The sequence below is a fragment of the Comamonas sp. UBA7840 genome (assembly GCF_002501455.1).
Lineage (GTDB): Bacteria > Pseudomonadota > Gammaproteobacteria > Burkholderiales > Burkholderiaceae_C > Comamonas > Comamonas jiangduensis.
In genome coordinates this window covers 1-22,552 of record NZ_DLTI01000013.1, presented here as the reverse complement: position 1 = coordinate 22,552, position 22,552 = coordinate 1, and the positions used below count along the sequence as shown (strand labels likewise).

Sequence of the window (22,552 nt, the reverse complement as noted above, 5' to 3'; positions counted from 1 at the left end):
GCTGCTGTGGCTGCTGTGGCTCAGTTTGAGTCTTAGCAGCAGGCAAATCAGGCAGATTCAGTGTTTTTTTTTCTGCCGCAGATGCCGTTGCACCTGTTTGCGAGACCGCTTGCGGCTTGAACGCCAGCAGACGCAACAGCGCCATGGTGAGCGCAGCGTACTCATCAGGCGCCAAACCGAGTTCTTGGCGTCCGTGCAAGCAAATGCTGTAGAGCAACTGTGTCTCATCAGCAGGCATAACTTGCACCAAATCAGCCATTGCTGCGGCATCAGGATCGGCCTGATCCACTGCTGCCGCCATATCAGGCACCACCTGCATGACCGCCATACGCTGGAGTACAGAAGACATTTCTTCCAGCGTGGAAGCGGCGGACACCCCGTTGTAGCGCAATGCATCCACGGTTTCGACCACGGTGCGTCCATCGCCTTGGGCCAAGGCCGCAATCAGACGAAACACATAGCTGCGGTCCACACTCCCCAGCATCTGGCGCACAGCGTCTTCTTGCAATTGCCCACAGCCAAAAGCGATGGCCTGATCGGTCAATGACAAAGCATCGCGCATGGAGCCACGCGCCCCACGCGCCAACAATTTGAGCGCCTGCGGTTCTGCCGGAATGGCTTCTTTGGCAAGCACCTGGGTAAGGTGCTCAAAGACTGTCTCTGGTGCCATTGGGCGCAGATTGAACTGCAAACAACGCGAAAGCACCGTCACCGGCACTTTTTGTGGGTCGGTGGTGGCCAGCACAAACTTGAGGTACTCCGGTGGCTCCTCCAGCGTCTTCAACATCGCGTTGAAGGCCGTGTTGGTCAACATGTGCACCTCGTCGATCATGAAGACCTTAAAGCGCCCTTGCACCGGCTTGTACACCGCCTGCTCCAACAGGCTTTGCACCTCATCCACACCACGGTTCGACGCCGCATCCAGCTCGATATAGTCTGGAAAGCGTCCGCTATCAATTTCAGTACATGCAGGGCATACGCCACAGGGCGTGGCCGTGATACCACCTTGGCCATCAGCGCCCGTGCAGTTCACCGACTTGGCAAAAATACGCGACACCGTGGTCTTGCCCACGCCACGTGTTCCCGTGAACAAATAGGCATGGTGCAAACGCTGCTGCGTGAGCGCATTGCCCAAAGCTTGCACGACGTGCTCCTGCCCCACCATTTCGGCGAAGTTGCGAGGACGGTATTTACGAGCGAGCACGAGATAAGACATAGGGGCGAATTCTACGGGCTACAGGCTTTACATCCTTGGCGTAGGCATGTTTATCTGCGTACGTCACTTCTGTGTGACGCAAACCAACCTATAATCAGTCCTGACAGCCCCCCTCGCATGGGGAAGCGGCCAACCGGGTCAGGTGGGGAACCAAGCAGCCCTAACTGTGGAACCAGTGCCGAGGTAAGGGTTGTCAACTGTTCTATAGGGCATCTTTGGCAAGCAAAGAAATACTCGCCCCCATCCCATCTCAACATGCTGATTGCGCTGTGTGCTGCCCTGCCGCAGCTGTATGCAGGCTAGCGCACGCTCACCTGCTGATCTAACCTAACGCAGCCTGGGCATGAGCTGGATGTACACCAGTTCACTGAGCAGCTCCACCAGGGTCTGCGCCACAATCACGGCAGGCAGCACAGGCATAGCGCCAGGCACTGCCAATGCCAGCGGCAGCACCACCAATGAATTGCGCGTACTGCCGCTGAAAGCGACTGCCCGCGCGGCAGGTGCAGGCAGCTTGAAAAGTTGGGCCACACACCAAGCTATCGCAGGCGCCAGCACCGCAAACGCCACATAAACCGGCAGTACCTGCCTGACTGCATCAGGTGCAGCCCCCAGCTGCGGCACCACGGCCGCCATCACCACAAATAAAACCATCGCCGTGGCCGGCACGGGCAGCAAAGCCAGTACAGCACTCCAACGCTGACCTGCACTGGAGCGCTGCGCCCACCATTGCGTGGCCACTGCCAGCACCAGCGGCGCCACAATCAGCCCTATGAAGGCGTCAACAAACGCCCCCAGCTGCACCCAGTCTGCAGCCTGCGAACCCAGCATGACCTCTATATAAAAGGGCAGCAGCAACATTTGCACCACCAGCAACACGGGGGTGCAAGCAAGAAGCAGCCGCGCATCCGCCTTGCCCATGTGCGCGAAGGTGACCACGTAATCAATGCAAGGCGCCAGCAACACCAGCAGCACGCCAAAGCGCAGCAGATCATCGCTGGGCAGCATCAGGCTCAGCACACCTACCAGCAAGGGAATCGCTACAAAATTGGTCACCAGCAGCGCCAGTAAAAAACGGCCTTGCACCCACACCGCGCGCAATTCCGTCCACGGCACCTGCAAAAAAGTGACGTACAGCATGAGCGCCAGCGCCGGGTTGATGGCCACTTCCAGCACCTGCATGCCATCAAACTGCCAGGCAAAAACAGCCGCAAGCACCACAGTTACCAGATAGATAGGCGCCTGCCAGCGCTCTAAAACATCACGCAAAGACATGTGCACATGAGAGGTCACCGACAGAGTAAATATTCAATAACCATAGCTTGCTGCACTTATCAATAAAAGACTTCAATAAATAAACTAACTGCAATCATTGATTCACAAGCGCTAGCAGCTATTGATTTATGACTGCAAAAACGACTGTATGCCACGTGCAGCGCGTGCACCCGTGGCAAAGCAAGCGGTGAGCAGATAGCCACCCGTAGGTGCCTCCCAGTCCACCATCTCGCCTGCGCAGAACACGCCAGGCAGCGCCTTGCACATCAGTTGCTCATCCAGCGCTGCCCACTTCACCCCACCCGCAGTGCTGATGGCCTCATCCATCGGGCGCGCAGCCACCACGGTGATCGGCAGACATTGGATGGCCTGCGCCAGCTTGACCGGGTTTTGCATGGTCTCTTTGCTGAGCACTTCGTACAGCAAGCCCGCCTTCACCCCGTCCAACCCCAAGCGCCCTTTGAGGTGGCTCGACAAACTGCGCGCGCCACGCGGGTGACGCACTTCTTGTAACACCTTTTCAGGCGAGAAAGCGGGCAACAAATTCAACGCAAAAGTGGCGCTGCCAGTACGCGTGATTTCATCGCGCAGCAAGTTGGAGACGGCATAAATCAAACTGCCCTCCACACCAGTGGCAGTGACCACAAACTCTCCGCGGCGCTCAAAGCTACGCCCCAGGCTGTCCGTAAAGTGAATCGCCACCGACTTCAGCGGCGCGCCCGCAAAACGCTCACCAAACACCGCGCTCCAGCCCTTGGCAATCTGCGGCTTGGCCCCTACCAGCTCTTTGAAGAAGTCACGACGGGTTGCGGTCTCTGGCGTCACCGCTGCAGGCTCGCCCACATCAAAACCGCAATTGGCAGATTGCAGACTGGCCACATCCACCCCCTTGGCTTGCAGCAGTGGCACCCAGGCGCCATCGGAGCCCAAGCGCGCCCAGCTTCCGCCGCCCAGCGCCAGCAAGGTCGCCGTGGCCTGCACAGGCAACACCCCTTCCTGGGTATCCATCAGCAAGGCTTGATCGGCATTCCAGCCTTTCCATAAGTGCCGCATATGAAACACCACGCCTTGTGCACGCAAGCGCGCCAGCCACGCGCGCAGCAAGGGCGCCGCCTTCATATCGGTGGGGAACACACGGCCCGAGGAGCCCACAAACGTGCCAACGCCCAGGCTCTGCGCCCAAGCACGCAGCGTGTCTGCGCCAAACTCTTGCAGCAGCGGCCGCAGCATGGGCTGCGCATCGCCGTAGCGCTCCACAAACCGCTCAAAAGCTTCCGAGTGGGTGAGGTTCAACCCCCCTTTGCCGGCCAGCAAAAACTTGCGCCCCACCGAGGCCTTGCCATCAAACACATGCACCTGCACGCCTTGGGCCGACAACACTTCTGCCGCCATCAACCCTGCAGGGCCAGCCCCCACAATCGCAACATCACATTTCAAAGCTGGCAGTAGCGCGGCAGCAGACATAAGCAACCCAATCTTTCACAATGACACGGTGACCCAACACCAAAGGGCAGGCAGCATAACGCCTCGCCCAAGACCCAGCCCTGCCCACGCCCTTAGCCCCATTGCACACAGCTATACGCGGCATAGGTATTTTGCGCAGCCATGCTGCACGCCCGGACATTCGTTTCTGTCACAATTATTGGGACTTCCAACGTGCGCGCGTGAGCGCACCCGCCCCAACTACACAACAAGGAAATAACTTCATGGCAAGCGAACTCATCAAGCATGTCACCGATGCCAGCTTTGAAGCCGACGTGCTGCAACCCGGCAGCACCGTGCTGGTGGACTACTGGGCCGAATGGTGTGGCCCTTGCAAGATGATTGCACCTATTCTGGACGACGTCGCCAAGACCTACGAAGGCAAGATCACGATTGCCAAGATGAACGTGGACGAAAACCGCGAAATCCCTGCCAAGTTCGGCATTCGCGGCATCCCCACATTGATGGTATTCAAGAACGGTGAACTGGTAGCGACCAAGGTAGGCGCCATGGCCAAGCCCCAATTGACGGCATTCATCGATCAGCAGATCGCTTAAATCCCCAAGCCAGAGCAGGCGCGCAGCGTGCTCTGGCAGTCATATGCAGGCCTGTGTCAGCCTCGCACCACATCTTTGCAAATTGCCATACACAAACTAGTGTGCAATTTGCTTTCTTTTCCTGTCATAATCAATTCCTGATCACGGCCCAAAGCATTGGCGGCCGCTTCTGATCATCTTGGCAAGCCATCGACGTACTGCGCTCCTCGCCGATTACTCTGGCATTCGCCACATCCCCAGATTTCTTTGAACTCCTTGCAAGGAGTAACTCCAGATGCACCTTAACGAACTCAAGGCACTGCACGTGTCTGAAGTGTTGAAGCAGGCCGAAGCGCTTGATATTGAAAACGTTGGCCGCATGCGCAAGCAAGAGCTGATGTTCGCCATCATCAAAAAGCGGGCCAAAGCCGGCGAGCAAGTGTTCGCTGACGGCGTGCTGGAAATTCTGCCCGATGGCTTTGGCTTTCTGCGCAGCCCCGACACCAACTTCACCGCCAGCACCGACGACATCTACATCTCGCCCAGCCAGGTACGCCGTTTTAACCTGCACACTGGCGACATGATCGAAGGTGAAGTGCGCACACCCAAAGATGGCGAACGCTACTTTGCACTGACCAAGCTGGACAAGGTCAACGGCAACTCGCCCGAGTCGAACAAGCACAAGGTGATGTTCGAGAACTTGACGCCCCTGTTCCCCAAGGAACAGATGAAGCTTGAGCGCGACATCAAGAGCGAAGAGAACATCACCGGCCGCATCATTGACATCATTGCCCCGATCGGCCGCGGCCAGCGCGCACTGATAGTTGCCCCTCCCAAGAGCGGCAAGACCATGATGATGCAGCACATTGCCCACGCCATCACAGCCAACAATCCCGATGTGCACCTGATGGTGTTGCTGGTGGACGAGCGCCCAGAAGAAGTGACGGAAATGCAGCGCTCGGTCAAGGGTGAAATCATCGCCTCGACCTTTGACGAGCCTGGCACTCGCCACGTGCACGTGGCCGAGATGGTGATTGAACGCGCCAAGCGCTTGGTTGAGCTCAAAAAAGATGTGGTGATCCTGCTGGACTCGATCACACGTTTGGCCCGTGCTTACAACAACGTCGTTCCTTCGTCGGGCAAGGTGCTCTCCGGTGGTGTGGACTCCAATGCACTGCATCGCCCCAAGCGCTTCTTTGGCGCGGCACGCAATGTGGAAGAAGGCGGCTCGCTGACCATCATCGCCACCGCACTGGTGGACACCGGCTCGCGCATGGACGAAGTGATCTTTGAAGAATTCAAGGGCACCGGCAACTGCGAAATCCACCTGAGCCGTCGCCTGTACGAAAAGCGCGTGTTCCCGGCAATCGACCTATCCAAATCGGGGACTCGCCGCGAAGAGTTGCTATTGCCTCCTGAGATTCTGCAAAAGACACGCATCTTGCGTCAGTTCATGTACAACATGGACGAAATCGAATCGATGGAGCTCATGCTCAAAAACATGAAGCAAACCAAGACCAACGTCGAGTTCTTCGACATGATGCGTCGCGGTGGCTAAATAGCCCAGGCGCTTGGCAGAAATTTGGCCCCTCAAGCTATAATGCGGGGCTTTTATTGCGGTAAGTATGTGGAATGCATTTTCGGAGCAAAGGTTGCTTCGGGTTCGACACGGCTGCCGCACTTGACTAAAGGAAGATCATGAAAGAAGGCATCCACCCCGATTACCGTGAAGTTCTGTTCGTTGACATGTCCAACGACTTCAAGTTCGTAACACGTTCTTGCGTCAACACCAAAGAAACAGAAACTTTCGAAGGCAAGGAATATCCTCTGTTCAAACTGGATACTTCTTCTGAATCGCACCCCTTCTACACTGGCACACAAAAGTCGGTGGACAACATGGGCGGCCGTGTGGAAAAGTTCCGCAACCGCTTCGGCAAGAAGTAATTTTTTACCTCTTCGCCAAAAGGCAGTCTGGGCGACCAGACTGCCTTTTTTCATTTGCAAGCAGCAGCCATCTTGCCAACGGCAACATCGCAGCACATTCACTGCAGTCGTGGCATGCTTAACCCCCAATCTCATTTTTGATCCATCGTCCGGCTTGTATCAGGCCTGCTGAGAATGCTTTCATGAATCCGCCCTCACCCGCCATCGTTGCCCACAATGCAGCCCGCAGCTTGCCTCGCTGGATCATGTTGCTGTTGTGCACTATCTACATCTTCGCAGGTTTTGTAGGCAGAGAGCCCTGGCGTGACGTAGACATGACGGCATTTGGCTATATGCAAGCCATGGCACAGGGAGAGAGTTCGTGGCTGCAGCCACAGCTGGATGGCATGGTGCCCAGCGCCCCAGGCTTGCTGCAATACTGGCTGGGTGCTTGGGCGCTGCAGTGGCTGCCAGCCGCCATGCCTGCAGACTTGGTAGTGCGCCTGCCCTTCATACTTCTGCTTGCACTGACACTGCTGTGCACTTGGCGTGCGGTGTTTAACTTGGCACGCAGCCCAGGTGCACAGCCCGTGGCTTTTGCCTTTGGCGGAGAAGCCTCTCCCACCGACTATGCACGTGCACTGGCCGATGGTGGCTTGCTGGCGCTGTTGGCTTGCTTGGGCCTGGCCCAACTCTCTCACGAAACCAGCCATACGCTTGTGCAACTGAGCGCTGTCAGCGCCATCTTTTTTGCAGCGGCCTCCATGTGGTGGCAACCCAAGTTATCAGCAGTGGCTGCGTTACTCGGCACGCTGGCGCTCACATTGGCAGGCGCACCATCTATGGCGGCCGTTCTGGGCGCAGGTGCCACTGCCATGGCGCTGTGCATTCAAACCCCTAAACTGCCCCAGTGCTATAGCTGGACCGCGTGGTGGTTGCTGTCAACCGGCGTCGCCGCGGCTACCGCCTCGGCCTTGGGCCTGTGGGAGTACCGCCTGATTAACCCCTGGGTACAGGGCAAAGACTGGCAAAGCCTTGCGCGTTTGCTGATGTGGTTCAGCTGGCCCGCCTGGCCTTTGTCGCTGTGGGCCATGTGGCGCTGGCGCTGGCAGCTGCAACGCCCTGCGCACAACCCCCATGTGGCATGGCCGTTGTGGCTATGGGCCACGGCACTGTTTTGTACCATCTTCACCCAGGACGGTGACCGCGCCTTGATTCTGGCACTGCCTGCCATTGCCGCCCTGGCTGCATTTGCACTGCCTACCTTCAAACGCAGCTTGGCAGCGTTAATCGATTGGCTGACACTGTTCTTCTTTTCCATCTCGGCCATCACGATGTGGGTGGTATGGATTTCCGTGCAAACCGGCTTTCCCGCCAAGCCCGCAGAGAACGTACAGCGCCTGGCGATTGGTTTTGAACCTTCATTTGCCCTCTTTCCCTTCTTGGTGGCGCTGGCAGCCACCGCTGCCTGGCTGCTGTTGGTGGCTTGGCGTACACGCCGCCATCGCGCAGCCATCTGGAAGAGCTTGGCCGTACCCGCTGGCGGCACCGTGCTGGGCTGGGTGCTGTTGATGACGCTGTGGCTGCCCATGCTGGACTATGGCCGCAGCTATGCGCCCCATGTGAATGCAGTTGCCCAAGTCATGCCCAAGCATGTGCAGTGCGTACACACCCTGGGCTTTAACGCCGCGCTCACCACCGCATTTCGCTTTCACACGCCATGGAAGCTAGAAAGCGGCTTGAACACGGCCACAGGCACCACTTGCAACTGGCTGATTGCCACCCCCGCCGCTTGGTCTGCCATGGACAGCGCCATCGCTGCGCAATGGCTGTTGGTCGAGCAAGTTGCACGCCCTACCGACCGCCGCGATCACTTGCTGGTGCTGCGCCGCGCGCCTTAAAGCGGGAGTGATGGATGCGTGAACTTGCCACCATCGCGCGGCATGCAGGCACCGTGCTTGCTGGGCAATTGGCTGTAATGGCCTTTGGCGTGACGGACACCATTGTCGCAGGGCGCTTTTCCTCCGATGCGCTGGCTGCCTTGTCCGTCGCATCGGCGGTGTTTGTGAGCGTCTACGTCTCACTCATGGGCGTTTTGCAGGCCCTGCTGCCCATCTGGGCAGAGCAGCACGGCAAGGGGGAGACCACAGCGATTGGCGCCTCTTTCCGCCAGTCGCTCTACCTCGCCTTCGGCTTTACGGCCTTGGGCATGCTGGTGCTGGTCTTTCCTGACACCCTGCTGGCCTGGACCGAAGTGCCTGAAAGCATGCAAGCCGATGTGCGCGCCTACTTGATGATTGTGGGCTGGGCGTTGCCATCGGCCATGTTTTTCCGCCTCTACACCACACTCAACCAGGCACTGGGGCACCCCCAACTGGTGACGTGGTTGCAAGTCGGCGCCCTGGTGCTGAAATTGCCGCTGTCGATCTGGTTCACTTTTGGTGGCTGGGGCATTGAAGCCCAAGGCGCTGCCGGCTGTGCCTGGGCCACTTTGCTGGTGGATTACGCGATTGCCATCTTGGCGGTGATTTTGATGCGCTGCCAAAAGCTCTACGCTCCGCTGCAGCTTTGGCAACGCATGGAAGCCCCTGATTGGCGCCGTTTGGGTGCTTTTTTACGCTTGGGCGTGCCTGCGGGGCTGTCTATCTTGGTTGAAGTCACTTCCTTCACCCTGGTGGCTTTGTTTGTTGCCCGCCAAGGGGCACTGGCTGCAGCCAGCCATCAAATTGCGGCCAATTTGGCTGCCGTGTGCTACATGGTGCCGCTGTCACTGGGGATTGCCATCAGCGCGCGCGTGAGTTGGTGGCGCGGTGCAGGCAACGAGGCACAGGCGCAAGCGCTGGCATGGTTGGGCGTCAAAATTGCGCTCGTCAGCGGCTTGGTGCTCAGCGGCAGCTTGCTGGTTGCGCGCCATGCCATACCCCATGTCTACACCGCCGACCCCGGCGTGATCGCCCTCACCTCTGCATTGCTGCTGTGGGTGGCGCTGTACCACGCTGCGGACAGCATCCAGTGCGTATGCATTTTCTTGCTGCGCTGCTGGCGCGTCACGGTCGCGCCGCTGGTGGTGTATTGCAGCTTGCTATGGGGCGGCGGCTTGGGCGGCGGCTATTGGCTTGCTTATAAAAATGAAGCTACCAGCGCTTACTGGTCAACGAATCCAACACCTTTTTGGATTGGAAGTGCTATTGCACTTGCGCTAGTAGCTATTCTTTTTGTTTTCTTGCTCCGCAAAGTGCTGCTGGCACACAAATAAAAAAGGTGGCTGGATGCCACCTTTTTTCTTGAGTCTGTAGCAGCCTCGCTGCTGTAACCAACTTGCCTACTTGGGCTCCACATCCACCACTGGTTGCGCATGGCGCGCACTGCGCAGGCGATTGGCTGGAAACAGCGCACTGAACGTGGCGCCCGCGCCCAGCTGGCTGTGAATTTCCAGCTTGGCATCGTGACGCTGCAAGGAGTGCTTCACAATCGCCAGCCCCAGCCCCGTTCCGCCCGTATCTCTGGAGCGGCTGCGGTCCACCCGGTAAAAGCGCTCCGTCAACCGACCAATGTGCGCGGGGTCAATGCCAGGCCCCGAGTCTTTGACCGAGAAACATGCGCTGCCATCAGGCTGCACCTCCCAGCGCACCTGCACACTCCCACCTGCTGGCGTGTAGCGCAGTGCATTGCTGATCAGGTTGGAAAAAGCACTGATCAACTCGGCCTGCGTGCCTGCAATTTCCCAATCCATGCCCGGTGCATCGGCCGCCGGAAACGTGATGGCGTGCACCGCACCAGCGCCCTTGGTCAACAGCTTGGACAGCGCCTGTGCCTCTATCGCACACTGGCGCAGCATGGCCGACACCGGGAACCAGTCACTCAAACCGGGCAGCGGGCTGCCTTCCAAGCGTGACAGCGTGAGCAGATCCTGCACCAAGTTCTGCATGCGGCTTGCTTGCTGGGCCATCAATGCCAGATAGTGTTTGTGCTCTTGGGGCGACAACTCCAAGGTTTGCAGCGTCTCAACAAACCCCACCAACACGGTCAGCGGTGTGCGAATTTCATGCGAGACGTTGGCCACAAAGTCACGGCGCATGGCTTCTGCCTGCTCCAGTGCCGTAATGTCGCGCGCCAAGAGCAAGTGGCGGCCATCGCCGTACGGATAGATATGCACCGACAACATCACCGGCCGTGATGGTGTGCTGTCGCGCCCCACCATCAGCACCGGGTGCGTAAAGTCTTGGCTGGACCAATAGCTGCTAAAAGCCGGGTCGCGCACCAAATTGCCAATGGTTTGCTGGATATCGCGCTGTGCATCAAAACCGAAGTGGCGCTCCGCCATGCGGTTGCACCACTCAATGTGGCCCTGCGCATCCAGCAGCACCAGGCCATTGGGGCTGGCCTGCAACGCCGCCAAAATATCTTGGACCCGCTGCTCTGCGGCCACCACGGCCTGCTCACGCGAACGCACGGCACGTCGCACATAAGTGGCCAGCATCCCCCAGATACCTTGCAGCGGCGAGGCCGCCGTCAGCTCCCCTTGCATCAGCCACTGCCGCAAGCGGCGCACCTGCCAGTTATCCCATGCCATCCACAGCCAAGCAGCCACCGCCATGCCCGCAAAAGCCGCCCACACACCCCACAGCCAAGCAGCAGCGCCACCCAGCACGGCCTGCAAAAGCAACAACTCCATCCAGCGCCAAGCCACCATCACTCATCCTTAAGCGTTGGTCGACAAACGATAGCCTGCGCCACGCACGGTTTCCACCAAAGCGCCGGCCTCACCCAGCGCTTCGCGCAAGCGTTTGATGTGCACGTCAACGGTGCGCTCTTCAATATAGACGTGATCGCCCCACACCTTGTCCAGCAACTGCGCACGGCTGTGCACGCGCTCGGGGTTGTGCATCAGGTGACTGAGCAGTTTGAACTCGGTAGGCCCCAGCTTGAGCAACTGATCCTGAAAAGTCACGCGGTGCGTGTCGCTATCGAGCACCAAAGCACCCACCTGCACGCGCTCGCCCGCCTGCTCTGGCGTGCGCCGGCGCAATACTGCGCGAATTCGAGCCAGCAGCTCTTGGGTGGAGAAGGGTTTGGTGATGTAGTCGTCCGCACCCGCGTCCAGCCCCGCAATTTTGTCGGGCTCATCGCCACGCGCCGTCAGCATCAAAATGGGAACTTGCTTGGTGCGTGGGTCAGCCCGCCATTTGCGCGCCAGATTCAAACCGCTGGAGCCCCCAGGCAACATCCAGTCCAGCAAGATCACATCGGGCAAGGCAGCATCCAGTTCACGCTGCGCACTCACGCCATCTTCGGCCCACAAAGGAGCAAAGCCGTTGTGGCGCAGATTCACAGCGATCAGCTCTGCAATCGCTGGCTCGTCTTCCACGATCAGTACTTGCGGCAATTTCTTCATGCTTCTTACCTAAGCTCGTTTAACGCACGGTGGACTCAATCACATCCATCGACAGGTGACGAATATCTTTGCCTTCGACCAGGTAGATGATCAGCTCCGCCACGTTCTTGGAGTGATCGCCAATGCGCTCGATGGCCTTGGCCAGGAACAGCAGGTCCAAGCTGGCCGAGATGGTGCGCGGGTCTTCCATCATGTACGTGATGAGTTTGCGCACAAAGCCATCAAACTCATCGTCAATCAGATCATCTTCTTTCAAGATACCCAGCGCGGCCTTGGTGTCCAAGCGCGCCAAGGCATCCAGTGCCTTGCGTAGCAGTGCAGAAGCCATCTCGGCCGCCACCCGCAACTCGCTGGAGGGCAGATTGCGTGCTGCACCGCTTTCGATGATGGACTTGACCATGCGGGCCATCTTGTGCGCTTCATCGCCCATGCGCTCCAGATTGGCAGTCACTTTGGAAAAAGCCATCAGCATGCGCAAATCGCGCGCTGTGGGCTGGCGGCGGCCGATGATGGAAGTCAGCTCGTAATCAATCTCCACCTCCATGGCATTCACACGCTCTTCCAGTGCGGCCACTTGCTGCACCGCCTCCAGATTGAACTGGGTCAATGCGTAGATGGCCTGGCTGATCTGGCGTTCTACCAGACCGCCCAGTTCCATCACACGCGAAGAAATACGATTGAGTTCGCTGTCAAATTGGGTCGACAAATGCTTATCGGGCATGTCTGTTTCCTTCTGGATTAGCCAAATCGGCCTGTGATGTAGTCTTCGGTCTCGCGGCGCTGGGGCTTGAAGAACAATTGTTCGGTTTCTCCAAACTCCACCAGATCGCCCAAATACATGTAGGCGGTGTAGTCGCTGCAGCGGGCTGCTTGCTGCATGTTGTGCGTAACAATCACCACGGTGTAGTCGTTCTTCAGCTCGGCAATCAACTCTTCCACCTTGGCGGTAGAGATGGGGTCGAGCGCAGAGCAAGGCTCGTCCAGCAACAGCACTTCGGGCTTGATCGCAATGCCGCGGGCAATGCACAAGCGTTGCTGCTGGCCGCCCGACAGGCTCGAGCCGCTTTGGTGCAACTTGTCTTTCACCTCGGTCCACAGCGCGGCTTTGCGCAGCGCCCACTCTACGCGCTCATCCATGTCTGCGCCGTCCAGGCTTTCAAACAGCTTCACCCCAAAAGCGATGTTGTCGTAGATGGACATGGGAAACGGCGTGGGCTTTTGGAACACCATGCCCACCTTGGCACGGATCAGCGCCACGTCCTGCTTGCTGGTCAGCAGGTTCTCGCCATCCAACAAGATTTCCCCTTCTGCGCGCTGCTCGGGGTAGAGCTCATACATGCGGTTGAAAGTGCGCAGCAGCGTGGACTTGCCGCAGCCCGAAGGGCCGATGAAGGCAGTGACTTTCTTTTCCGGGATTTCCAGATTGATGTTCTTGAGCGCGTGGAACTTGCCATAGTAGAAGTTCAAATCCCGCACCGAGAGTTTGGACCGACCGCTGATAGGTGCAATCGCGGGTGCCGTCAATGTTGCAGTAGACATCGTCAAATCCTTGCAAATTTATTTCTGGCGCGTGAGTACACGGGCCAAGATATTCAGGGCCAACACGGCCACCGTAATCAGGAACACGCCCGCCCACGCCAGCTGTTGCCAGTTTTCGTAGGGGCTCATGGCGAACTTAAAAATCGTCACGGGCAAGCTGGCCATGGGTTTGGCCAAGTCACCATTCCAGAATTGGTTGTTCAACGCCGTAAACAGCAGCGGTGCGGTTTCGCCCGCAATGCGTGCCACCGCCAACAACACCCCAGTGATCACGCCAGCGCGTGCCGCACGCAGCGTGATGGCCAAAATCACTTTCCACTTCGGGGTTCCCAGTGCATACGCGGCTTCGCGCAAGGCCGCAGGCACCAGCGTGAGCATGTTTTCTGTGGTGCGAATCACCACGGGAATCACGATCAGCGCCAACGCCACAATCCCGGCATAGGCAGAAAAACTCTTGAACTTGGCCACCACCACCGCATACACAAACAAGCCGATGACGATGGAGGGGGCGGACAGCAAAATGTCGTTAACAAAACGTGTCGTGGCCGCCAGCCAGCTTTTTTTGTCATATTCGGCCAGGTACACACCCGCCATCACACCAATCGGCGTGCCCACACACGTGGCCAGCGTCACCATCACAAAAGAGCCGAAAATGGCATTCGCCAAACCACCCATTTCATTGGGCGGCGGGGTCATGTCGCTGAACAGTGAAAAGCTCAGCCCACCAATGCCCAAACGGATGGTTTCCCACAAGATCCAGATCAGCCAGAACACCCCAAAGGCCATGGCGGCCAGCGACAGCGTCAGCGCGACCTGGTTTAAGCGCTTGCGCGCAGCGTAGCGCGCCTGGCGCTGTGCCTGGAGTTTTTCGGCAACAATCAGTTGTTGGCTTGAGGTGCTCATGTGCGTGCCCCTTCGTTCTTTTGCAGGCGGTTGAGCAGCAGCTTGGACAGCGACAGCACCACAAAGGTGATGAAGAACAGTGCCAAGCCCAGATAAATCAACGATGCCTGGTGCAAACCTTCGCCCGCCTCGGCAAACTCATTGGCCAGCGCCGAGGTAATGCTGTTGGCCGCTTCAAACATCGACACCGAATTGAGCTGGTTCATATTGCCGATCACAAAGGTCACGGCCATGGTCTCACCCAGCGCACGCCCCAGGCCCAGCATGATGCCGCCCAGCACACCAGCCTTGGTATACGGCAGCACCACCTTCCAGACCACTTCCCAGGTGGTCGCACCCAGGCCATAGGCCGACTCTTTAAGCAGGGCCGGTGTCACTTCAAACACATCCCGCATCACCGAGGCAATGAAGGGAATGATCATGATGGCCAAGATGATGCCTGCAGACAAAATACCGATACCAACCGGCGGGCCAGACACCAGTGCACCCAAATAGGGCACGCCATCAAACAAACTTTGCAGTGGCTGCTGCACATAGGTGGCCAGCACCGGGCCAAACACCATCAGGCCCCACATGCCGTACACAATTGAAGGCACAGCAGCCAGCAATTCAATGGCCGTGCCCAGCGGGCGGCGCAGCCAGTTGGGCGACAGCTCCGTCAGGAACAGGGCAATCCCAAAGCTCACAGGCACGGCGATGACCAGGGCAATCAGCGAAGTCATCAAAGTGCCATAAATCATCACCAAGCCACCGTATTGGTCCTGCACAGGATCCCACTCGGTACGGGTGAAAAAGCCCAACCCATATTCATGGATAGCGGGCCAAGCGCCCACCAACAGCGACCCCATGATGGCCAACAACAAGCCCAGCGTGACCAACGCGGCACCTTTGGCCAACCAGGCAAACAAACGATCCGCCAAGCTGGCGGTGAACCACCTCGTGCGTCGTGGAGGTTGTGCACGGCCGGCGCTTGTCTGCTGCGGGGCCGTTGCATTCGCTGAAGATAGGGATGAGGACACGGGTGTCACCTCTTTACAAACAACTAGACCTGCCAGGCGCACACGCGCCGGGCAGGATGTGACTGTCAAATCAGCCGATTACTTCCAAGATACTGGCTTGCCAGCACCATCTTTGATATCTGCCCAGGCCTTGAACACTTGCGCCTTGACCGAGTCAGGCATAGGCACGTAGTCCAAGCTGCTGGCGGTAGCGTCACCGCTCTTATACGCCCAGTCAAAGAACTTCAGCGTAGTCGCTGCTTGTGCAGGCTTGTCTTGCGCCTTGTGCATCAAGATGAACGTTGCGCTGGTGATTGGCCATGCTTCTGCACCGGGCTGGGCAGTCAGGATCTGGTAGAAGCTCTTGCTCCAGTCTGCACCAGCTGCTGCGGCCTTGAACGAGGCTTCGTTGGGCGAGACAAACTTGCCCTCATTGTTTTGCAGCTGTGCAAATGTCAACTTGTTTTGCTTGACATAGGCGTATTCCACATAACCAATGGAGTTCGCCAGACGTCCGACAAATGCAGCCACGCCTTCGTTGCCCTTGCCACCTGCACCGGTAGGCCAGTTCACTGCCTTACCTTCACCCACTTTTTCCTTCCACTCGGCATTCACCTTGCTCAGGTAGTTGGTAAAACCAAAAGTGGTGCCCGAGCCATCAGCGCGGCGCACGGGAGTGATCTTGGCGTTGGGCAGATTCACACCGGGGTTGAGCGCGGTGATGGCGGGGTCGTTCCAGTGGGTAATCTTGCCCAGGTAGATGTCACCCAGTACTTGGCCGTTGAGCTTGAGCTGGCCAGGTTGAATGCCTTGAATGTTGACCACAGGCACGATACCGCCGATCACGGTAGGAAACTGCACCAGACCCTTGGCTTGCAGGTCCGCGTCCTTCAAAGGCTCGTCAGAAGCACCGAAATCTACGGTTTTGGCTTCAATTTGCTTGAGGCCTGCGCTGGAACCTACCGACTGGTAATTGATCTTTACGCCAGTCGCCTTGTTGTAGTCAGCGGCCCACTTGGAATACAAAGGAGCAGGAAAGCTGGCGCCAGCGCCGGTGGCTTCTTGCGCGGCTGCCACATTCATCAAGCCGCCGGAGATCAAGGCACCGGTTACCAAAACACGCATCATGGACATCTTCATGGAAGCACCTCTCTTGGTCAAAAAACAAGGTCGAAGAAAACTCGATGACGTGAATGTAAAAAGCGTTTGTGACATGTCTGTGACATTAAAAAATTAAGGTTTTACGGCGCAAAAACCACAGCCCGCCCATTTCAAAAAAATGTCACTGCTGTGTCATACCCGCGCGCTAGCCTCTCAACCCTGCTGCACACTTGGCCTTGCCAGTTTTTTCATCGCCGCGCTGTGTGAGGACTGATAAGCTGCGCCTTTTGCGCCGCTAGCTGACATTTCAAATGAACGATGCGATTGCCCTTGCTGCCGTAGACCTCGGCTCCAACAGTTTCCGCCTTGAGATTGGTAGTTATGAACACCACCAAATCCACCGCGTGGAATACCTCAAAGAAACCGTGCGTCAAGGCAGTGGCTTGGACAGCAGCCGCAACCTCACCCAAGAATCCATGGAGCGCGGCTGGGCCTGCTTGGCACGCTTTGGTGAACGGCTGCGCGGCTTTGACCCAGCGCATGTGCGCGCCGTGGCCACCCAGACACTGCGCGAAGCGCGCAACCGTGACGTGTTCATCGACCGCGCCAGCGAGTTGCTGGGCTTTCCGATTGAAGTCATCTCGGGCGAAGAAGAGGCCGCGCTGATTTACCGCGGCGTGATCAGCCAGCTGCCTGCCTCGGATGAACACCGTCTGGTGATTGATATCGGCGGCCGCTCTACCGAATTTGTGCTCGGCCAAAACAGTGTGGCGCAGTCTGTTGCCTCCTACCGCATTGGCAGCGTGGCATGGACAGCGCGCTACTTCCCGCAGGGGGAGCTGACGCCCGAAGCCTTCAGAACCGCAGAAATTGCCGCCCGCGCGGTGCTGGATGAGGCGCTGGACACCTTCAGTCCCGGCAGCTGGGACATCGCTTACGCCTCTGCAGGCACTGCCAATGCCGTGGGCGACACGCTGGCCGCCAACGGCCAAGGCCAGGGCATGATTACCCGCGCCGGGCTGGACTGGTTGCAGCAGCAACTGCTGCAAGCCAAGCATATTGATCGCGTCAAGCTGGACGGTTTGAAAGAAGACCGCCGCCCCGTGGTTGCAGGCGGCCTGAGCGTGCTGCGTGCCGTGTTCGACCTGCTGGGCCTGGAGCGCATGGAAGTTGCCCAGGGCGCGCTGCGCATGGGCGTGCTCTATGGCCTGGTGGACGATGAACAAGTGGGCGATATCCACTCCGCCACCGTGCTGGGCCTGATGCAGCGCTTTGGCGTCAACACCCTGCACGCCCGCCATGTGGCAGAAACCGCCCAGCAACTGTGGCAGCAATTGCACCCTACAGAGCCCCATGCACCGGCCATGCTGGCATGGGCGGGTTTGCTGCACGAAGTGGGCTGCCGCATCTCGCGCAGCAACTACCACCGCCACAGTGCCTATGTGCTGGAACACAGCAACGCACCGGGCTTTACCCCGGCTGAGCTGGCCAATCTGGGCCAACTGGTACTGGGCCACCGCGGCAAGCTGAAAAAAGTGGAGGCATTCATGCACATGCCCGCCCATGCCTTACAACTTCTGTGCCTGCGGCTGGCGGTGGTGCTGTGCAACAGCCGCCGCGCACCAGATATGCAGGGCCTGCAACTGCAGCGCCAAGGCCCGCAGCAACTGCTGCTACAAACACCTGCAGGCTGGGCACAGCGCTTTCCGCTGAGCGCGCAATTGCTGCGTGAAGAGGCCGAAGCCATCAGCAAGACAGACTGGCAACTCACGCTGCAAATGGATTAACAACCAAAAAAAATATAGCTGCCAGCGCTTGTTAATAAACAATTTCAGATACTTATCTATTTGAAAGTGTTGAACATCAATCGCTAGCAGCTCTTATTTTTAAATCGTTCCACCCAAAAAAAAGATGCATCAGCATCCTTGGGAACTGCACATTCACCGCACCTAGGCGGGCGCGCCGTACAGCTGCATCAGCGCGTTTTGCGCGCCATGGCCATCATGCGGATGCACAGCTGGCACATACCTGCCATCGGGCTGCTGCGTCCACGCATCGCGGTCGTCGTGCAAATAGGCCACCAAGCACTCGTCAATCACACGCTGGCGCAACTTGGGCTCTTGCACAGGCCAAGCCAGCTCGACACGGCGCGTCATATTGCGACGCATCCAGTCGGCACTGGACAAGTACACGTGCTCTTGTTCCTCGCCCCAGGCAAAGTAAAACACGCGCGAATGCTCCAGCAGCCGCCCGATGATGGAGCGCACACGGATGTTGTCCGTCAGGCCGGGCACCTGCGGTGGCAGCATGCAGGCGCCGCGCACAATCAAGTCAATGCGCACGCCAGCCTGGCCTGCCTCGACCAGCGCATGCATCAGCACCTCGTCGGTCATGGCATTGCTTTTGACCACCACGCGGGCATATTGGCCCTCTAGCGCGGCTTGTTTGCAGGACTGCAAGTGCGCCAGCATGGTCTGCTGCAGCGCAAACGGCGCCATCACCAGCTTGTCCAGCTTGGGCTTGACGTTGGGGCTGGCCAGGTGGCGGAACACCGCATCCATATCGGCCGTCATCACCGGGTCGCACGTCAGATAGCTCAAATCGGTGTACATGCGCGCCGTTTTGGGGTTGTAGTTGCCGGTAGACAGGTGGCCGTAGCGGCGCAAGCCCCTGCCCTCTCTGCGCGTAACCAGCAGCATCTTGCCGTGGGTTTTCAGCCCCACCACCCCATACACCACCTGCGCGCCCACGGCTTCCAGGGCATCGGCCCAGTTGATGTTGGCTTCTTCGTCAAAGCGCGCCTTCAGCTCCACCACAGCCATCACTTCTTTGCCCAGCCGTACCGCCTTGGCCAGCAAATCCATCAACTCAGACTTCACCCCGGTGCGGTAAATGGTTTGCTTGATGGCCACCACGGCCGGATCGTGCACCGCTTCGCGCAGCAACTCCAGCACCGCATCAAATTGCTCGAACGGCTGGTGAATCAGCACATCTTGCTTGCGCATTTGCGCCATCACCTTGGCCGCAGGTTTGAGCTGCCTGGGCCAGCTGCCTTGCCACGGCTTGAACAGCATGGAGGGTTCGTTGACCAAATCAATCAACTCTGCCAAGCGCACCAAATTCACCGGCCCATGCACGCGAAACAGCGCCTGCCTTGGCAAATCAAACTCTTGCAGCAAGGTGGTGGCCAAGAATTCCGAACAGTGGCTGCTCACCTCCAGACGTACCGCTTGGCCAAACTGGCGGTACGCCAACTCTTCGCGCAGCGCCGTGCGCAAATCATCCACCTCGTCTTCTTCCACCAGCAACTCGGTATTGCGCGTGACACGAAATTGCACCGTCTCTATCACTTCGCGGCCATCGAACAGCTCCGAAATGTGGGCACGCACCATGCTGGAGAGGCTGACAAACAGCCGCTGTTTGCCACAAATACTGGCGGGCATCTCCATCAAACGCGGCAAGGCACGCGACAGCTTCACAATCGCCACCTCATTGGCGCGACCAAAAGCATCGCTACCTTTGAGGCGCACCACCATGTTCAGAGATTTATTGGCCACCTGCGGGAACGGATGCGCCGGATCCAGTGCCACGGGCACCAGCAAAGGCTTGACGGCCTTCTGAAAGTGCCGGTACACCCAACGGCGCTGCGCCGCTGTGCGGGCCTGGTGATGGACGATGCGGATGCCCGCCGAGCCAAATGCTGGCACCAAAGCGTCGTTGTAGAGCGCGTACTGGCGCGCCACCAGCTCTTGCGCTTTGCGCAGCAATGCCAGGCCATCGGCCATGTTGTACACGCCCTGCGTTTGGGCATTGACTGCCACGATGTGCGGGGCAGAGCGCACCTCAAAAAATTCATCGAGGTTGGAGGAAACAATGCACAGATAGCGCAAGCGCTCCAGCAGGGGAACATCTTCGCGCCGCGCCCATGCCATCACGCGCTCGTTGAAAGCCAAGATACAGTGGTCACGCGGCAGCAAAGTCAGGGGGGCAGTGGATGTCTGCGCCGCCGTCAAAGCAATCTGCTCCGGCACTGCATGCACCGCATCTTGCTGCGGTGCCATAAATGCGGGAGGCGTTGCAATGAATGGTTCTGTCTTTGGATACATGAAAACTCTTTGGCGTTGCCTATCCAGTATCCCCAAGCCATGTGACGAAACGATGACAGCACTGTGACTGTTTCATGCACCCAAAACCTGCAAACGACTGGAATGAAGCAACTCTAATGGTAATCTGACGGGCTGCGTATTTCCTTGTGCACCATGAAAGCTCCATTGCTCGCCAGTATCGACATCGGCTCTAACAGCGTTTTACTGCTTGTCGGTCGCGTCATCAATGGAAAATTGCACACCGAGCTACAGCGCAAAGAAACCATCCGTTTAGGCGGCGCACTGGATAGTGAACGCAATCTGGAGCCCTCGGCCATGGAACGTGGTTTGGAATGTTTGCGCCGTTATGCCACACTCATCGCCCACATCTCCCCTGCGCATCGCCGGGTAGTTGCCACACAGACCCTGCGCGAAGCACGCAACCGTGACACCTTTTTGCAGCAAGCTCAGGCTATTTTGGGCTGTCCGGTGGAATTAATTTCTGGCGAACGTGAAGCCGCACTAATCTACCAAGGTGTCAGCAGCTTGCTGCCAGCCTCGCCAGAGCGCAGGTTGGTGATAGACATCGGCGGTCGTTCAACCGAAATTTGCCTTGGCCAAGGCAGCCACCTCGAAAAGGCCATCTCATGCCCCATTGGCAGCGTTGCTTGTGCCCAGCGCTTTTTCGGGGATGGCGTTTTGCATGCTGACCGTTTTGCCGCAGCCCACGCCCACGCCCACGCACTGTTGCAAACATACATGGCGGATTGGAACAACGCCACTTGGGAACAGGTATTGGGATCTTCAGGGACCGCAGGTGCCATCAGCAAGGCCCTGCACCAAGCCGGCTATCCCGCTGGTGAAATCACACGCCCCACCCTTTTTCAATTGCAGCAGCAGCTCATTTTCGCGGGGCACATTGACCGGCTGGCGCTGCAAGGTTTGCGTGAAGAGCTGCGTCCTGTCATTGCCGGCGGCGTGAGTGTGATGTGCGCAGTGTTTGACACCTTCCAGCTGCAGCATATGCACATTGCCCAAGGGGCCTTACGCCACGGCGTACTGTTTGATTTACAACAGTCCCTCCAAAGTGGCGCCGCACCTGCTGCATAGCAGTCAGCCGTCCGCTCCCCATCACGAAAAAAGCCAAGCTTGGAAACCAAACTCGGCTTTTTCTTGGAAGGCCACCTGGGGTGACCTACGACGCGCTTAGCGTAGCTTCTCCAAATCCTGTGCGCTGAGCCAACGCCACTCACCCGGCTTCATGTCTTCGGGCAATGCCAAGCTACCAATTTTCCAGCGGTGCAAGCCCTCCACCCGGTTGCTCACTGCCGCCAGCATGCGCTTGACTTGGTGATATTTGCCCTCGGTCAGCGTCAAATCCAGCACACATTCCTCCACGATTTCGCATGCCGCTGCCTTCACCGGTTTGGGGTCATCATCCAACACCACGCCCGCCAGCAACTTGTCCACCATGGTCTGCGCGACAGGGTGCTTGGTTGTCACACGGTACACCTTGGGCACATGTTTTTTGGGTGAGCTCATACGGTGAATGAACTGGCCGTCATCGCTGAGCAGCAAAAAACCTGTGGTGTCTTGATCCAAGCGTCCCACGGCTTGCAGGCCTTGCACCGCCCCTTTGTTAGGACGCTGGCGCAACGGCGCAGGCAGCAGCGTATAAATGCTGGGATGGGCCGACGGCTTTTGCGAGCACTCTGTGCCAGCAGGCTTGTACAACAAGGCGTAGCCTTTTTCGTGATATTCCCAATCCACACCCTGCACGCGAAAGCGCAAGCCTTCTGGCTCATATTCCTGGGTCGAATCGGTCACTTGCACGGGCTCTGCCGCACCGTCTTCGTAGACCTGCACCCAGCCTTGCTGAACCAACCCTGAGCAGACACGGCGAATACCGAAACCTTGCGAATAAAGAATGTCTTGCAACTGCATGTCATCACCCTTGCCGCAGCCAGCGGCTTCAAAAACAGAGCGCCTTGCGCTCACTCATCAAAGCTTTGTAACTGTTTCGATACCAAAACCTAGGCAATTCTTGCGCTAACAGCTATCAATTTAAATGCAATCCAAAAAACAAAACCCCCTGCCTC

At 58.0% G+C, this 22,552-nt stretch carries 19 protein-coding genes and 1 other RNA gene; 8 read left to right on the top strand and 12 right to left on the bottom strand.

Annotated features, from left to right (window positions below; translation table 11 throughout):
• Positions 1-1,216 (bottom strand): DNA polymerase III subunit gamma/tau (gene dnaX, locus B3R00_RS03235; RefSeq protein ID WP_286997401.1); only part of this gene is annotated, 1,216 nt, incomplete at its 3' end.
• A 102-nt stretch (positions 1,217-1,318) separates the two neighbouring features.
• Between dnaX and ffs the strand changes: the two genes are divergently transcribed.
• An RNA gene (gene ffs, locus B3R00_RS03230) (signal recognition particle sRNA small type) lies at positions 1,319-1,414 on the top strand.
• A 129-nt stretch (positions 1,415-1,543) separates the two neighbouring features.
• On the opposite strand, the gene B3R00_RS03225 is transcribed toward ffs, so the two are convergent.
• Both B3R00_RS03225 and B3R00_RS03220 read right to left on the bottom strand, forming a co-directional pair.
• Positions 1,544-2,491, bottom strand: a complete 948-nt coding sequence (locus B3R00_RS03225) for an arsenic resistance protein (RefSeq protein WP_286997399.1) — start codon at positions 2,489-2,491, stop codon at positions 1,544-1,546.
• 126 nt (positions 2,492-2,617) lie between these two features.
• Positions 2,618-3,955 (bottom strand): TIGR03862 family flavoprotein, encoded by a 1,338-nt coding sequence (locus tag B3R00_RS03220; RefSeq protein WP_286997398.1) that lies wholly within the window; start codon positions 3,953-3,955, stop codon positions 2,618-2,620.
• Positions 3,956-4,197: 242 nt separating this feature from the next.
• Here B3R00_RS03220 and trxA point away from each other — a divergent pair, with 242 nt between their 5' ends.
• The 5 genes from trxA (at position 4,198) to B3R00_RS03195 (ending at position 9,688) form a co-directional block, all read left to right on the top strand.
• A complete protein-coding gene (gene trxA / locus B3R00_RS03215; protein WP_174863335.1) occupies positions 4,198-4,530 on the top strand; it encodes a thioredoxin TrxA in 333 nt (110 codons plus the stop codon).
• A 274-nt stretch (positions 4,531-4,804) separates the two neighbouring features.
• Positions 4,805-6,067, top strand: a complete 1,263-nt coding sequence (gene rho / locus B3R00_RS03210; protein ID WP_219164202.1) for a transcription termination factor Rho — start codon at positions 4,805-4,807, stop codon at positions 6,065-6,067.
• A gap of 140 nt (positions 6,068-6,207) precedes the next feature.
• Entirely contained in the window at positions 6,208-6,453 is a 246-nt protein-coding gene (locus tag B3R00_RS03205) for a type B 50S ribosomal protein L31 (RefSeq protein WP_219164201.1), read from the top strand.
• A gap of 182 nt (positions 6,454-6,635) precedes the next feature.
• Positions 6,636-8,333, top strand: coding sequence for a hypothetical protein (locus B3R00_RS03200; protein ID WP_286997397.1), 1,698 nt, complete (start codon positions 6,636-6,638; stop codon positions 8,331-8,333).
• Positions 8,334-8,347: 14 nt separating this feature from the next.
• Positions 8,348-9,688, top strand: coding sequence for an MATE family efflux transporter (locus B3R00_RS03195; protein WP_286997395.1), 1,341 nt, complete (start codon positions 8,348-8,350; stop codon positions 9,686-9,688).
• Positions 9,689-9,754: 66 nt separating this feature from the next.
• On the opposite strand, the gene phoR is transcribed toward B3R00_RS03195, so the two are convergent.
• The 7 genes from phoR to pstS all read right to left on the bottom strand — a co-directional run bounded on the left by phoR (position 9,755) and on the right by pstS (position 16,407).
• The gene (phoR, locus tag B3R00_RS03190; protein WP_284213922.1) at positions 9,755-11,125 is read right to left on the bottom strand and encodes a phosphate regulon sensor histidine kinase PhoR; all 1,371 of its coding nucleotides are present in this window, start codon (positions 11,123-11,125) and stop codon (positions 9,755-9,757) included.
• A gap of 9 nt (positions 11,126-11,134) precedes the next feature.
• On the bottom strand, positions 11,135-11,827 hold the full coding sequence (gene phoB / locus B3R00_RS03185) for a phosphate regulon transcriptional regulator PhoB (RefSeq protein WP_219164198.1): 693 nt from the start codon (positions 11,825-11,827) through the stop codon (positions 11,135-11,137).
• 19 nt (positions 11,828-11,846) lie between these two features.
• The gene (gene phoU / locus B3R00_RS03180; RefSeq protein WP_284213923.1) at positions 11,847-12,548 is read right to left on the bottom strand and encodes a phosphate signaling complex protein PhoU; all 702 of its coding nucleotides are present in this window, start codon (positions 12,546-12,548) and stop codon (positions 11,847-11,849) included.
• Between the two features lie 17 nt (positions 12,549-12,565).
• The gene (gene pstB / locus B3R00_RS03175; protein ID WP_174863333.1) at positions 12,566-13,366 is read right to left on the bottom strand and encodes a phosphate ABC transporter ATP-binding protein PstB; all 801 of its coding nucleotides are present in this window, start codon (positions 13,364-13,366) and stop codon (positions 12,566-12,568) included.
• A gap of 18 nt (positions 13,367-13,384) precedes the next feature.
• Positions 13,385-14,269 carry a phosphate ABC transporter permease PstA gene (gene pstA, locus B3R00_RS03170; protein WP_284213924.1) on the bottom strand — a complete coding sequence of 295 codons (885 nt, stop codon included), beginning with the start codon at positions 14,267-14,269 and terminating at the stop codon, positions 13,385-13,387.
• Entirely contained in the window at positions 14,266-15,189 is a 924-nt protein-coding gene (gene pstC, locus B3R00_RS03165; RefSeq protein WP_246254305.1) for a phosphate ABC transporter permease subunit PstC, read from the bottom strand. Before pstC ends, pstA begins: the two co-directional genes overlap by 4 nt.
• 177 nt (positions 15,190-15,366) lie before the next feature.
• On the bottom strand, positions 15,367-16,407 hold the full coding sequence (gene pstS, locus B3R00_RS03160; RefSeq protein ID WP_174863330.1) for a phosphate ABC transporter substrate-binding protein PstS: 1,041 nt from the start codon (positions 16,405-16,407) through the stop codon (positions 15,367-15,369).
• 272 nt (positions 16,408-16,679) lie between these two features.
• On the opposite strand from pstS, the gene B3R00_RS03155 reads away from it, so the two are divergent.
• A complete protein-coding gene (locus B3R00_RS03155; protein WP_286997392.1) occupies positions 16,680-18,155 on the top strand; it encodes a Ppx/GppA phosphatase family protein in 1,476 nt (491 codons plus the stop codon).
• A 162-nt stretch (positions 18,156-18,317) separates the two neighbouring features.
• Here the strand turns inward: B3R00_RS03155 and ppk1 are convergent, their stop codons facing one another.
• Positions 18,318-20,474 (bottom strand): polyphosphate kinase 1, encoded by a 2,157-nt coding sequence (gene ppk1 / locus B3R00_RS03150; RefSeq protein ID WP_286997390.1) that lies wholly within the window; start codon positions 20,472-20,474, stop codon positions 18,318-18,320.
• Positions 20,475-20,627: 153 nt separating this feature from the next.
• On the opposite strand from ppk1, the gene B3R00_RS03145 reads away from it, so the two are divergent.
• Positions 20,628-21,563, top strand: coding sequence for a Ppx/GppA family phosphatase (locus B3R00_RS03145; protein ID WP_286997388.1), 936 nt, complete (start codon positions 20,628-20,630; stop codon positions 21,561-21,563).
• Between the two features lie 96 nt (positions 21,564-21,659).
• Here B3R00_RS03145 and B3R00_RS03140 read toward each other — a convergent pair whose 3' ends face one another.
• On the bottom strand, positions 21,660-22,397 hold the full coding sequence (locus tag B3R00_RS03140; RefSeq protein ID WP_286997522.1) for a 16S rRNA pseudouridine(516) synthase: 738 nt from the start codon (positions 22,395-22,397) through the stop codon (positions 21,660-21,662).
• Positions 22,398-22,552 lie beyond the last annotated feature (155 nt).

Excerpts from the sequence above, each read along its gene's own strand:
- rho (WP_219164202.1), top strand. The coding sequence starts at position 4,805 with ATGCACCTTAACGAACTCAAGGCACTGCACGTGTCTGAAGTGTTGAAG.
- B3R00_RS03220 (WP_286997398.1), bottom strand. The coding sequence starts at position 3,955 with ATGTCTGCTGCCGCGCTACTGCCAGCTTTGAAATGTGATGTTGCGATT.
- B3R00_RS03200 (WP_286997397.1), top strand. The coding sequence starts at position 6,636 with ATGAATCCGCCCTCACCCGCCATCGTTGCCCACAATGCAGCCCGCAGC.
- phoB (WP_219164198.1), bottom strand. The coding sequence starts at position 11,827 with ATGAAGAAATTGCCGCAAGTACTGATCGTGGAAGACGAGCCAGCGATT.
- B3R00_RS03145 (WP_286997388.1), top strand. The coding sequence starts at position 20,628 with ATGAAAGCTCCATTGCTCGCCAGTATCGACATCGGCTCTAACAGCGTT.
- B3R00_RS03195 (WP_286997395.1), top strand. The coding sequence starts at position 8,348 with ATGCGTGAACTTGCCACCATCGCGCGGCATGCAGGCACCGTGCTTGCT.
- B3R00_RS03225 (WP_286997399.1), bottom strand. The coding sequence starts at position 2,491 with ATGTCTTTGCGTGATGTTTTAGAGCGCTGGCAGGCGCCTATCTATCTG.
- B3R00_RS03155 (WP_286997392.1), top strand. The coding sequence starts at position 16,680 with ATGAACGATGCGATTGCCCTTGCTGCCGTAGACCTCGGCTCCAACAGT.
- B3R00_RS03205 (WP_219164201.1), top strand. The coding sequence starts at position 6,208 with ATGAAAGAAGGCATCCACCCCGATTACCGTGAAGTTCTGTTCGTTGAC.
- B3R00_RS03140 (WP_286997522.1), bottom strand. The coding sequence starts at position 22,397 with ATGCAGTTGCAAGACATTCTTTATTCGCAAGGTTTCGGTATTCGCCGT.
- trxA (WP_174863335.1), top strand. The coding sequence starts at position 4,198 with ATGGCAAGCGAACTCATCAAGCATGTCACCGATGCCAGCTTTGAAGCC.
- pstB (WP_174863333.1), bottom strand. The coding sequence starts at position 13,366 with ATGTCTACTGCAACATTGACGGCACCCGCGATTGCACCTATCAGCGGT.
- phoR (WP_284213922.1), bottom strand. The coding sequence starts at position 11,125 with ATGGTGGCTTGGCGCTGGATGGAGTTGTTGCTTTTGCAGGCCGTGCTG.
- pstS (WP_174863330.1), bottom strand. The coding sequence starts at position 16,407 with ATGAAGATGTCCATGATGCGTGTTTTGGTAACCGGTGCCTTGATCTCC.
- phoU (WP_284213923.1), bottom strand. The coding sequence starts at position 12,548 with ATGCCCGATAAGCATTTGTCGACCCAATTTGACAGCGAACTCAATCGT.
- pstA (WP_284213924.1), bottom strand. The coding sequence starts at position 14,269 with ATGAGCACCTCAAGCCAACAACTGATTGTTGCCGAAAAACTCCAGGCA.
- ppk1 (WP_286997390.1), bottom strand. The coding sequence starts at position 20,474 with ATGTATCCAAAGACAGAACCATTCATTGCAACGCCTCCCGCATTTATG.